This is a genomic window from Labrys neptuniae (assembly GCF_040797145.1).
GTDB lineage: Bacteria > Pseudomonadota > Alphaproteobacteria > Rhizobiales > Labraceae > Labrys > Labrys neptuniae.
Window position 1 is genome coordinate 979,067 of the sequence record NZ_JBFNQD010000001.1, and the last position, 12,689, is coordinate 991,755.

Annotated in this window: 10 protein-coding genes; 6 read left to right on the plus strand and 4 right to left on the minus strand. The window is 63.8% G+C overall.

The features are described 5' to 3' along the window. Positions 1-6: 6 nt before the first annotated feature. From ABXS05_RS04705 to ABXS05_RS04730, 6 genes are all read left to right on the plus strand, one after another. A complete protein-coding gene (locus ABXS05_RS04705) occupies positions 7-2,160 on the plus strand; it encodes a hydantoinase/oxoprolinase family protein (RefSeq protein WP_367623097.1) in 2,154 nt (717 codons plus the stop codon). A gap of 179 nt (positions 2,161-2,339) precedes the next feature. Beyond that, positions 2,340-4,535, plus strand: coding sequence for a hydantoinase B/oxoprolinase family protein (locus ABXS05_RS04710; protein WP_367623098.1), 2,196 nt, complete (start codon positions 2,340-2,342; stop codon positions 4,533-4,535). 7 nt (positions 4,536-4,542) lie between these two features. Continuing rightward, positions 4,543-5,049, plus strand: coding sequence for an acetone carboxylase subunit gamma (locus ABXS05_RS04715; protein WP_367623099.1), 507 nt, complete (start codon positions 4,543-4,545; stop codon positions 5,047-5,049). Then, positions 5,046-6,560, plus strand: coding sequence for a choline-sulfatase (betC, locus tag ABXS05_RS04720; protein ID WP_367623100.1), 1,515 nt, complete (start codon positions 5,046-5,048; stop codon positions 6,558-6,560). The genes ABXS05_RS04715 and betC overlap by 4 nt, the downstream gene beginning before the upstream one ends. A gap of 9 nt (positions 6,561-6,569) precedes the next feature. Next, positions 6,570-7,394, plus strand: a complete 825-nt coding sequence (locus ABXS05_RS04725; protein WP_367623101.1) for an SDR family NAD(P)-dependent oxidoreductase — start codon at positions 6,570-6,572, stop codon at positions 7,392-7,394. 237 nt (positions 7,395-7,631) lie between these two features. Continuing rightward, positions 7,632-8,684, plus strand: coding sequence for a helix-turn-helix transcriptional regulator (locus tag ABXS05_RS04730; protein ID WP_367623102.1), 1,053 nt, complete (start codon positions 7,632-7,634; stop codon positions 8,682-8,684). A gap of 230 nt (positions 8,685-8,914) precedes the next feature. Here the strand turns inward: ABXS05_RS04730 and ABXS05_RS04735 are convergent, their stop codons facing one another. From ABXS05_RS04735 to ABXS05_RS04750, 4 genes are all read right to left on the minus strand, one after another. Further along, positions 8,915-9,550 carry an NrsF family protein gene (locus ABXS05_RS04735; RefSeq protein WP_311935212.1) on the minus strand — a complete coding sequence of 212 codons (636 nt, stop codon included), beginning with the start codon at positions 9,548-9,550 and terminating at the stop codon, positions 8,915-8,917. Continuing rightward, positions 9,547-10,092, minus strand: a complete 546-nt coding sequence (locus ABXS05_RS04740; protein ID WP_437178635.1) for a sigma-70 family RNA polymerase sigma factor — start codon at positions 10,090-10,092, stop codon at positions 9,547-9,549. The genes ABXS05_RS04735 and ABXS05_RS04740 overlap by 4 nt, the downstream gene beginning before the upstream one ends. Before the next feature lie 71 nt (positions 10,093-10,163). Next, the gene (locus tag ABXS05_RS04745) at positions 10,164-11,429 is read right to left on the minus strand and encodes a D-tagatose-bisphosphate aldolase, class II, non-catalytic subunit (protein ID WP_367623104.1); all 1,266 of its coding nucleotides are present in this window, start codon (positions 11,427-11,429) and stop codon (positions 10,164-10,166) included. Positions 11,430-11,458: 29 nt separating this feature from the next. After that, complete coding sequence (locus tag ABXS05_RS04750) at positions 11,459-12,463, minus strand: LacI family DNA-binding transcriptional regulator (RefSeq protein ID WP_311935217.1); 1,005 nt, start codon at positions 12,461-12,463, stop codon at positions 11,459-11,461. Positions 12,464-12,689 lie beyond the last annotated feature (226 nt).

A 12,689-nucleotide genomic window follows, 5' to 3' on the forward strand; every position in this document is an offset into this window, starting at 1 on the left:
ACAGCGATGACAACGGCAGGCGCGCAGACAATCGGCAACCCCATCGTCATCGGCATCGATGCCGGCGGCACCATGACCGACACGATCCTGGTCGACGGCAACGGCCACTTCAAGATCGGCAAGGCGGCGACCACGCCGCGCGACGAATCGGAAGGCTTCATTATCTCAGCCGCCGATGCGGCCGAGGCCTGGGGCATCTCGCTGGACGATCTGTTCTCCGGCATCGACGTGGTGCTCTACTCCGGCACCGGCATGCTCAACACCCTGCTTTCGCGCACGGGACGCAAGCTCGGCCTGATTACCACCAAGGGCCTGGAGGATATGATCCTGATGGGCCGCGGCCTGCAGGCCTGGGCCGACTATTCCTATGCCGATCGCCTGCATGCGATCACCCACCACCACCCGGATCCCCTGGTGCCGCGCCGGCGCACCCATGGCGTGACCGAGCGTGTCGACCAGTTCGGCGATATCATCATCCCGCTCTACGAGCACGAAGTCGTGGCGTCCGTACGCAAGCTGATCGCCGACAAGGTCGACGCCATCTGCATCATGACGGTGTTCTCCCACGTCAATCCCACGCACGAAAAGCGCATCGCCGAGATCGCCCGAGAGGAGATCGCCAAAGCGGGCTCCGAGATCCTGGTCTATACCAGCCATGAGGTGCGCCCCGTCATCCGCGAGCAGTCCCGTCTCAACTCGGTGCTGATCGAGGCCTATGCCACCTCGCGCGGGCGCAAGCAGTTGAAAGGCATCGAGGACATCTCGAAGAAGCACGGTTACCGCTATCGCGTGCAGACCCTGCTCTCCTTCGGCGGCCTCACCTCGATCGATCATCCCCGCCTGCACGAGACCATGATCTCCGGCCCGATCGGCGGCATTCTCGGTGCCGCCTATGTCGGCAAGTTGATCGGCAACGACTCGCTGATCTGCTCGGACATGGGCGGCACCTCTTTCGACATGGGGGTGATCACCCGCGGCCAGACCCGCATCGAGAACGAGCCGATCATGGATCGGTTCAAGCTCAACGTGCCGACGCTGCATCTCGATACCATCGGCGCCGGGGCCGGCATGATCCTCAAGGTCGACCCGCTGACCCGGAAGATCAGCCTCGGTCCCGAGAGCGCCGGTTCCGATCCCGGGCCGATCTGCTTCAATCGGGGCGGTACCCGCCCGACCATTGCCGATTGCGACGCCATACTTGGCCGTCTCAACCCCGACTATTTCCTCGGCGGCAAGGTGAAGCTCGACGTCGAGAAGGCGACCAAGGCCTTCAAGGAGCAATGCGCCGACGTCCTCGGCGTGCCCCTGCATGAAGCCGCCGAGGGCATGATCCACATGCTGGAGGACGACGCCAACAACGCCCTGCGGCGCGTGATCTCCGGCCAGGGCATCCACCCTTCCGAATTCACTTTGCTCTCCTATGGCGGCTCGGGGCCGCTGCACCTGGCCGGTTGCAGCCGCGGCATCGGCTTTCGCGACATCATCACCTTCCAGTTCGCCGCCGCCTTCTCGGCCTTTGGCTGCACCACGGCCGACTATATGCGCCGCCACTCGATCTCCACCCAGATCGACATTCCCAGTGCCGCCGGCGAGGACGAACTGGCCGCTCATGCCGCACGCATCTCAGGCGTCTGGAAGGAACTGCGGGAAGCCGCGATCGCGGAGATGGTGGCCGATGGCCATCCGCGCGAGAAGGTCCGCACCGTTCCCTTCCTGATGATGCGCTATACCGGCCAGCTCGAAGACGTCGAGGTCGCCGCCCCGCTCGACCAGGCCCAGACCGCCGACGACATGCGCCGGATCATCGAGGCCTTCGAAACCGTCTACGGCAAGATCAATCATCGGGTCTCGCGCTATGGCGCCGTCGGCTATTCGGTGATGGAGCTCGGCCTGATCGCCACCGCCGACAAGGTCAAGCCGGTGCTGGTCAAGCGCCTGCTCGGCGGCGCCGATCCCGCTGCCGCGCATAAGGGCCGCCGCGAAGCCTATCTCGGCGGACGCTGGCACAAGGCGGATCTCTACGAGATGGACGATCTGCAGCCCGGCCACGAGGTGAAGGGCCCGGCAATCATCGAACACCCCGCCACCACCCTGGTGGTCCACCCCGGCGACAGCGTCTTCGTCGACGAATGGACCCTCCTGCATTACCGCCACGGCTGACGTCTCTACCCTCCCCTGGAGGGGGAGGGTCGGACCGAAGGTCCGGGGTGGGGTGAGAATCTCCACCCGTCGAGCAAGCAAGATCCATGCGGCATCTTGGATATGTCGCCCCGCCACCCCACCCCGAGGCTTCGCCTCGACCCTCCCCCTCCAGGGGGAGGGTGGAAGATGAGGACACCATGCTGGACCACGTGAAAGCCCACATGCCGCTTCGCGAAAGGATGCTCGAATCCGAGCGTCTGATGGAGGAGACCGGCTGCTATGACGGCATCACCGCACTGCAGCTGCGCAGGCAGGATCCGCTGAAATTCGAGACCCTCCACACCAAGCTGCGCGCCTTCTGTGTCTCCGCCCGTGAAATGGCGCGCCGCATCTCCGCCTCGCCCGGCGTGCGTGAGGTCGGCGAGATGGTGGTTGCCATCTACACGCCGGAGGGTGATGCCATCGCACTCTCCAACGGCATCATGGTGCATGTCCACACCATGAGCCGCTTCATCAAATGGATGATCCGCGAGGGTTACGAGGCCAATCCCGGCATCCGCCCGGGCGACATCTTCGCCAACAACGACGCCTTCATCGGCACGGTGCAGGTGCCTGACGTGATGGACGTGGTGCCGATCTTCCATTCCGGCGAACTGATCGGCTGGGCTGGCGCCGTCTGCCACGAGCTTGAAGCCGGCGGCATCACCCCCGGTGGCGACGTCTGCCTCGCGCAGGAGCGCTTCACCGAGGGCCTGTTCGTCTGCGCCGAAAAGATCGGCGAAAATGACGAGATCCGGCGCGACTACGTCATCCGCTGCGAGCGCAATCTGCGCATGCCGATCTACTGGGTGCTGGACGAGAAGGCCAAGGTCGCTTCCTGCATCGACATGCGCGAGAACCTCATCGCCCTCGTCGACGAGATCGGTCTCGACTACTGGAAGCAGATCTCCAAGGAATTCATCGAGGAAGGCCGGCTTTCGCAGCTGGCCCGCACGCGCCAGCTCACCGTGCCCGGCATCTATCGCGGCCACACCTTCTATGGCCATGTCACCGAGGGCAAGCCGGGCTTCCAGCCGCTGGCCGACCCCAACTGGCTCTACAACATCCCGGTGGAGATGGAGATCACCACCGAGGGCAAGATCAAGCTCGACTTCGAGGGCACCCAGCCCTGGGGCTACCACTCGATGAACTGCACGCCGGCCGGCATGGATGGCGGCATGTTCGTCACCCTCACCCAGCACATGAACTTCGAGGGGCTGGTGAATGACGGCGCCTGGCTTGCCACCGAGCTGAAGATCCCCAAGGGCACCTGGACCAATCCCGACAACGAGATGGTGGCGACGGCGACCTCCTGGGCCCTGCTGCTGCCCGCCTATGGCGTGTTCCAGCGCCTGCTCTCGCGCGGCTTCCTCGCCCGGGGCTTCATCGAGGAGGTGTTCGTCGGTCAGGTCAACTCCCCGATGATCGAGATGGGCGGCGAAAGCCAATACGGCACTTTGTTCGGCATGGCTCATTTCGAATGCGCCGCCGCCGGCTCCGGCGCTCTCGCCATCAAGGACGGGCTCGACACCGCCTATGTCGGCTGGAACCCCGAATCCGACATGGGCAATATCGAGATCTGGGAACAGAACATGCCGATGCTCTATATCGGCCGTTCGATCCTGCCCAACTCCGGAGGCGCCGGCAAATATCGCGGCGGCTGCGCCTTCATCTCGACCTGGCTGGTGAGCAAGTCCAACCATCTGCGCCTGGTCACCTCCGAGCATTCCTCGCGCGTCTTCGACAATGGCGGGCTGTGCGGCGGCTATCCCGCACCGACCTGCCAGATGCACCGGGCCGTGCGCGATACCAATCTCGCCGAGATCATCGCCGAGAAGCGGCCCCTGCCTCATACCATCGGCACCGACCCGGCCCATTCGGACCTGGAAAAACTGGTCGAGGGCCGGCACGTCACCGAGGAAGGCCCCTACATCACCGCGCCGCACAAGTCCGGCGATATCTTCACCCACTCCTATAATGGCGGCGGTGGTTACGGGGACGTACTGGAGCGCGATCCCGTCAAGACCACACAGGATGTGGAGAACGGCTTCCTCACCCCGGAGGCGGCCGAGCAGGTATTCGGCATCGTCATCCGAGAAGTCCCGCAGACGGATCGGCTGGAGGCCGATCTCACCGCCACCGCCGCCTTGCGCGAGAAGATGCGGGCCGAACGCATCACGACTTCAGTGCCTGTCTCGGCCTGGATCGCCGAGGAGGCCAAGCGCGTCGCCGCCAGCGACTTCGCGCCCGAGGTCGCCAAGATGCACGCCAATGCGATGAAGCTCTCGCCGCGCTTTGCCGCCGACTTCCGCAAGTTCTGGGGCCTCGACGCCTCCTTCACGGTTCACTACTGAGGTCAGCATGTCCAGCTATCCCAAGGAAACCATTCGCGAACTCGTTGCAGGCACCCTGCCCTGGCACCAGACCCGGCAGATCATGAGCGCCTACAAGGACGATGACCGTTTCCAGACCTATATCCAGGTCCTGCAGGAGCGGATGGCCTGGAAGGACCCGATCCTGCTGCCGGTCGGCGACCACCTCTTCATCGCCGACACCCCGAATGGCCGAGTCACCAAATGCGAATGCGGCCAGGAGTTCGGGCACTACAGGAAGAACTGGAAGCTCGGCGCGCATATCCGGGTGCGCCGGACCAGGGAGGCCCTGCGCGAGATCTACCCCAATTCCGATATTCCCGATCCGGAATGGATGGAGATCCGCGAATTCCTCTGCCAGTCCTGCGGCACGCTGCACGAAGTCGAGGCGGCGGCCCCCGGCTATCCCATCGTCCATGACTTCGAGCCGGACCTGGAAGGCTTCTACCGCGACTGGCTCAAGCGGCCTCTCGAACCGGAGGGAGGGAACCGGTGAGCAGGCGGCCCAACATTCTCATCCTGATGGCCGACCAACTGGGCGCTCCGGCGCTCGGCGTCTACGGCCACCCGATCGTCAAGACCCCCAACCTCGACCGCATCGCCAAGGGCGGTGCGGTCTTCGACAATTTCTACTCCAGCTTTCCCCTCTGCGCCCCCGCGCGGCTGGCGCTGATGACGGGGAGGCTGTGCTCGAACATTCAGGCCTGGGACAATGCCGCGCAGATCCCGTCCGATGTTCCGACCTTCGCCCATTATCTGCGCGTGCTCGGCTACCGGACCTGCCTGTCGGGCAAGATGCATTTCATCGGGCCAGATCAGTTGCACGGCTTCGAAGAACGGGTGACGACCGATATCTGCCCGTCCGACTTCAACTGGACGGCCGACTGGGACGATCCCTGGCGGACCATGGACTGGTTCCACAACATGAAGAACGTCAGCGATGCCGGCATCGCCGAACGGGCCCTGCAGCAGGACTATGACGAGGAGGTCGCCCACAATGCCCGGCGCTGGCTGTTCGATCAGGCGCGCGATAGCGACGATCGCCCCTTCCTGCTCGTTGCCTCCTTCACCCATCCGCACGATCCCTATGTGACGCCGCAGCGCTTCTGGGACCTCTACGATCACGACAAGATCGACATGCCCCGCGTGCCCTTCATTCCGCCGGCCCAGCGGGACGCCCATTCCCGGCGCCTGTGGGAACAATATGATCGCGGCGAGTTCGGCGTCGGCGACGAACATGTGCGCACGGCACGCCATGCCTATTACGGCAGCGTGTCCTATCTCGACGAGCGTGTGGGCGAGGTGCTCGATGCGCTCGAACGCTCCGGGCAAGGCCGGGACACCATCGTGATCTTCCTCGCCGATCATGGCGACATGCTCGGCGAGCGCGGCCTCTGGTACAAGATGAGCTTCTACGACTGGTCGTCGCGCGTGCCGCTGCTTATGGCCGGTCCCAACGTGCCGGCGGGCGCCCGCATCAAGGCGAATGCTTCGCTCGTCGATATCCTGCCGACCCTGGTCGAGATCGCCGCCGGCCCGGAATGGAACGATTACCCCGAGCGCCCCGACGGGCGCAGCCTGCTGTCCCTCCTAAGGCAGGATGCAGACGATCGCATCGCCGTCAGCGAATTGATGTCGGAAGGCGTGGCGGCCCCCTATGTGATGCTGCGCAAGGGCCGCTACAAATTCACCTATGTCGAGCACGATCCGCCCCAGCTCTTCGACATGGAAGCCGATCCGGACGAGATGCATGACCTTGCGGGAGATAGTGGTCATGCGGACGTGGTGCGAGACATGCTCGGCGACGTCGAGCGCCGATGGGACATGCCGAGGCTCAAGCGGGAAATCATCGCCAGCCAGCGTCGGCGCCGCCTCGTCTACAAGGCACTGACCACCGGCAAGGTCACGCCCTGGGATTATCAGCCCTGGAGCGACGCATCGTTGCAATATTATCGCGGAACGAAGTCGTATCACGAGGCCGAGGCCCGTGAATTCATTCGGCCATAAGGGAAGACCATGACCAGCTTGAAAGGGCGTACCGCCCTGATCACCGGCGGCCTCACCGGCCAGGGCCTTGCCATCGCCCAGGCTCTAGCTGGAGCCGGTGCCAATGTCGCGGTCGGTTCCTATATCGGCGAAGGCGCGCGCCAGGGCGATGCCGCTGCCTATCCCGCTGAGGCCGAGCTGCAGCGCGTACGCGCCATGCTCGAGGCCGAGGGCGTCAAGGTGCATGCCGGCCATCTCGACGTGCGCTCCAGCGAGGTCATCGACGCCTTCATCCAGGCCGCACAAGCCGCCTGCGGCCCCATCGACATCCTGGTGAATGCGGCCGGCACCACGGCCGAGCAGCCTATCAGCGGTCATTCCGACGCGCTCTGGGAGAAGATCCTCGACACCAACCTCACCGGGGCCTTTCGCACCACACGCAGCCTCCTGCCGGGCATGATCGCGCGTGGCTGGGGGCGCATCATCAATATCGGTTCGACGGCCGCCAGTGTCGGCTGGAAGGACAACCCGGCCTATTGCGCCTCCAAGTCCGGCCTGCTGGGCCTGACACGCTGCGTGGCACTGGAAGGGGCACCGCATGGTGTCACGGCCGTGATGATCTCGCCGACCTGGGTGGAGACCGAGCTGATGCGCCGCAACGTCGCCCAGGTCGCCGAGCGCGAAGGCAAGGGAGAAAGCCTGGAAAGCGCCATGGCGCGGATTGCCGGCCAGAACCCGCAGCAGCGCATCATCCAACCCGGCGAAGTGGCTGGTCTCGCAGTCTTTCTCTGCAGCGAGGCTGCGAAGGGCATCACCGCCGAAAACATCCAGATCACCGGAGGCGCGCTCTGGTAGAGAGCTTCAGGGAACGCTACCCTCCCCTTCGGCTACGAGTTCGCCGGTCAATAAACGTATTGAATTGGCTCGGCCTTTGTCATTGCCGGGCTTGACCCGGCAATCCAGCCCCCTTCCGGTTATCGAAGTCGGGGCCGCTGGATGCCCGGGTCAAGCCCGGGCACGACAAAGGCAGCGTCTCACTTATTGTAAGATAACGCTTATAGCCGAGCGTCACTTCGGCGTGGAAGGCTTCGGATGAAATCGACCCTGATCGCCTCCGGCCTGCCGCTTGCTACCGTCAATGCCGCTATCGGAGAGGCCGCCCGGCTGGTGGGAACATCCGACTTCTATGCCGCCCTGCTTGCGGCCTTTCGTTCCCTGGTCTCGCACGACATCGCCACCATGGTGCGCTACTCGGCGGTCGGCCGGCCGAGCTTCCTCATGCATCACGGCTTCTCGGATGCCCTGGCCCGCCAATATGAGACGACCTTCCACGTCTTCGACCCGTTCCATCGCTATTGGGCGCAAACCGAACGGCCGGGCGTGGTCAGCCTCGACATGTTCCCGGCCACGGCAACCCGGCAGAGCCGCTATGTCCGCGAATTCCTGCAGGAATCCAGCATCACCGACGAACTCGGCTACTTCCTGCCTGCGATGGGACGGGCCAGCGTCGCCCTGTTTCTCGAACGCCGTATCGGCCGTTTCCTCGAGAGCGAGCGAGCGGCGATGGAGGATTTCTACCCCCTGTTCGCCGGGCTGGAGAGCGCGCATGTCAATGCCGTCCTTGCGGCCGCGATCGGGCGCGGCGCAGGCGGCGTCTCGCTGCCGCTGGCCATCATGCTGCGCGATCTCGAAGGCTGCGTCATTCACGCATCCGAGGCCTGGCGGGACTTGGAGAGCCGGAATACCAACCTGCGGCGCGCCGTCGAACGGCTGACGGCCGAGAATGCCGGCGAGGCTGTACTGGACGACGCCACCGTTCTGCACAGGACTCGGATCTCGCCGGCCCATAGTTCCGCGCCGGAGGGCTGGCTTTTCACGGTGGAGAAATCGGCGTCCTCTTCAACAGATTACGACCAGGCGATCATCTCCGAGCTCAATCCGACCCTCACGCCTCGGGAGATCGATATCGTCAAGCTGGTGCTCGAAGGACACCCCACCGCCACCATCGCCCAGCGTCTCAAGCTGCAGCGCGGCACGGTGAAGAACCACCGGCTGCGCATCTACGAAAAACTGGACATCACCTCGGAGCGCGAACTCTTCCTCACCTATATCCAGGCGCTGCAGCGGCATCGAGCGAACGGCTAGACGCTTCAGAAAAAGCCAGTCTTTACGACATGACAACCGTAAAACTCGAACCAAATCATCCGCTTCATGATGAGGCGGCGAGGCCACCCGGCGATGATTTCCGGCGAACTCCCTCGTCGTCGAGGACAGATTTTAAATCGAACAAAATTCAACAATATCAATATATTGCTTGAATGTTCGGAAGACTCACATCGCCGCGACGGCTACCGATGTCACGGCGTGATGCCCGCTTACCAGCGCAGCAGACGACGGCCGACAAGATATCCCACGACAGTGACGATGCCCGTCGCCAGACTGTACCAGGTGGCGACGAAAAGCGGGCTGTCATCCACGCAATGGCTGGCGTAAAGGGTTGCGGCGATACCGCTGGCGGCCAGGCCTGCCACCGCTCCGGCCCTGCCGGGGTTCTCGGGCGCGCCCTGGCGCAGGGCATAGAGAATGCAGGCCAGCGGCCCGAGCGCCAGCAAGGGTATCAGCATCAGGCAGTAACGGGCATTGACGCCAATCCAGCGCGCTCCCCAGCTCGCGGACGGCATGACCATCAATTCCACAGCGACTGCGGCGGCCAGGAGCAGGGGCGCAACGATCAAGGCAAGGCGCCATCCCCCTGATCCCGCGCCCGGCCGGACCAGGCGCAGGATCAGGCCACCGGCCGAAACGGCCAGGGACGCCGTCACCACAAATTTGAACAGAAAGCGCCACGTCTCGGCGGCTGCAGCGATATCGGGACGGGGTCGGAACCCCACGAAGAAAAGCACGGCCGAAAAAGCCGTACCGACGATCACCGCCAACGCAAAACCCCTGCCGAGGGACCATCTGATCGGCGCATCCTCGGAAATGGCATTGATGAGATCGTCGGTCTTCACGACTGGTCACTCCGATAGAGCACTGCGAGCTTCTTGAGGCCCCGATGCAGGGCGACGCGGACGGCTACCTCCGTCATCGACAGCCGTGCAGCCATCTCCCGGATGCTGACGCCACCGAGGGAGATGCCTTCCACGATGTCCCGCTGCGGCGGTTTCAGATGCGCCAGCATTTTCTCGGCCTCATGCTGTGACAGTCCTGATGCCGGCTCCTCCGCCTCGAGAACCTCGATCACGTCCTCGATCGGCACCATCACCTGCCGCCCCCTGCGGCGCATGGTATCGATCATCTTGTTGCGCACGATCGCCGACAACCAGGGACCGAGCGGGCGCGAGGAATCCCAGGTTCCGCGCTTGAGGTGAATGGCGAGCATCACTTCCTGGACGACATCCTCGATTTCCGCCGGCGGCGCGCCGAAGCGCTCGCAATAACGACGCGCCGTCCCGCGTAGATAGGGCGTCACAGCCTGCAGGAACCGCCGATAGGCCGGTGCATCCCCGGCGATCGACTGCCGCAACCATGTCGCCCACTCCTCTTCGCGCATGGGATTATGCACGCGCCATCCTCTCTACGGTCGGTCTCACGGCTTTGTTACTACCGAATACCGGCACCGACTCACTGTGCCGCTGTCGCCTCGGCATAATCATCCAGTACCGCGCGTATGGCCAGAGAGAGGCAGGTCGCCATGTCGAGCGGGCCTTCATGCCCCGTCACGGCTGCCACGAACTGATGCACCAGGGTCGGCGGCAAGGCGCGCCCCGCCAGCGCCTGCGACAAACGTGCCACAGCGGCGGCCGCGACCGGATGCGGCCAGTAATAGCGTATGCGGTCGCTGTAGCTGTAGTGGCGCAGCACATGCTGGCTGGCGGCATCGCCCTGATAATAACGTTGCCAGTAGCCGGGCTCGGCCAGCATCAGGGCTTCCATCGCCTTGGCCAGCGAGCGCTCGCCATAGGAGGCATCGAGTTCCCCGGCGATGAGATCGAGGCCATAGAGCGCCTCGCGCCAGGCAAAGGTCAGGCCGGGCCCGACCTTGAGGATGGCGAAGCCGTCGGCTACCAGCCTCGTTAGCTTCTCCCGCGGCTGGTAGTCGGTGGAATGGGCTTCGAACACGAGGGAAGGTTCGTTGTCCAGCACGCCAACGAGGTCACGGGCCTTGTCGGGCTGGTAGACCACCACCTCCTCATGCCCGAACTCGACGCCGGGCTGCACCACCAGGCCGATCACGCGGTCGAGCGCCGCCTCGACGCCTTGCTGGCGAAAGATGGTCCGGTGGGTTTCGATGGTCTGCCGCGCCGCGCCCGCGGCGGTCGGCTGCAGGCCGTCGAGCGCGTGCCAGGCGCCGCCCGGCACCGGCACTTCGGTGCCGATGATATAAACCGGCGGAGGCAGGCCGTTGTCGCGCGCGGTCTGTTCCGCCACCCGTGTGAGGCGGGCAGCGCGCCCGGCGGTGGTTTCGTCGTCGAGCGCCTCGGGCTCGCCCTTGCAGCCCATGCTGGCATCGAGATGGATCTTGCCGAAGCCCGCCGCGACATAGGCCGCCATCATCGCCTCGGCCTTGGCCATCGCCTCTTCCGCCTCGAACTGGCGCCAGGGATTGGGGCCGAGATGATCGCCGCCAAGGATCAGCTTGGCGGTATCATAGCCGGCCGCTTTCGCCTTCTCGAACACGAAACGCCTGAAATCGGCCGGCGTCATGCCGGTATAGCCGCCCTCCTGGTTCACCTGGTTGCAAGTCGCCTCGATCAGAACCTCGCGTCCGCGCTCGCGGCCATGCGCCAGCGTCGTCCCGATCACGTCCGGATGAGCCGAACAGATCGAAGCGATGCCCCGTGGCTTTCCGGAGCGCCGTGCGGGAGCCAGGTCGAGAAGGGTGGTCATGTCGGGTCTCCGTGAAATGAGGATCGCAATCAGGCCGAGGCCCGCATCATCAATTGGGCACCGAGCCGCAATTGCTGCTGCCCCTGTGAAGGTTCTTCGCCCTCGACCTGGGCGAGCAACAGTTCGACGCCGAGATTGCCGAGGCGGAAAAAGTCCTGCGCCACTGTGGTCAAGGGCGGACAGCCGAAGCGGCTATAGGGCTGGTCGTCATGGCCGGCGACTCGCAGCCGGCAATCGGCCTCGCGCCCGACCTTCAGGCCACGCTGGAAGGCGGCGGCCATCACCCCCACGGCGATGCGGTCATTGGCGCACAGCACCGTCGAGGTCGGAAATCCCGCCCCGTCGATCACTCGCAGGGCTTCGGCATAGGCGATTTCCTCGAAACGCCAATCCGGCTTGCCCGCCACGGTGACGATCTCCGGCTGGAAGCCAAGCCGCTCCATCGCCTGGACATAGGCATTGCTGCGCTCGGCAGCATTGTGATTGACCGCCGGCATTTCGAAGAAGCTGGGTGGCGTCCCCGTGCGGCAGAGATAATCGGTGATCAGGCCGATGCTCTGCTCATTGTCGGTGCCGACGAAGGGCGAGCCGTCCTGCAGCGAGGAATCGAGATAGACCACGGGAATATGGGCGCGCAGGGTCTCCATCCGCGTCGCATCGGTGTAGGCGCCGAGGGGGGCGATGATCGCGCCGGCAATCTTGAGCGAAAGCAGCGTCTCCACCGAGCGGGCCTCATGCAAGGCATCCCCGCGCGAGGAGAGCACCAGCACGAAGTAACCGTCCTGCGCGCAGCGCCGCTCGATGTGTCGCACCATCTCCGAATAGAACATGTCCGAGGTGTCGGGCACGATCACGCCGATGATCTTGGGCCGCTTGCGATTGAGGTTCACCGCGAACAGATTCGGCCGATAGTCATATTTGGCTAGGGCCCTCTCGATACGGATGCGGATCGATTTGCGGACGCTGCCCGGGTCGTTGAAATATTTCGACACCGTCGGCCGCGAGATCCCGCTGAGTTCGGCGAACTCGGCCATGTTCCTGATCTTTCGCACCGTCCTGGCGCTCCCTTCCACTCGAATTGCCTCAAATCTTTACACGAGCAAACAATTTTGTTTTTTACATGCCGTAAAATTGAGACAATCGAATTCGATACCGCTTCATTTCACATTATAAATTATCATTGTTTTTCAATATATTATTCTGCATTTCCTCCAATTCGCAAAGCGGTATTTCGTCAATTTTATCACGCGCAATATCTTT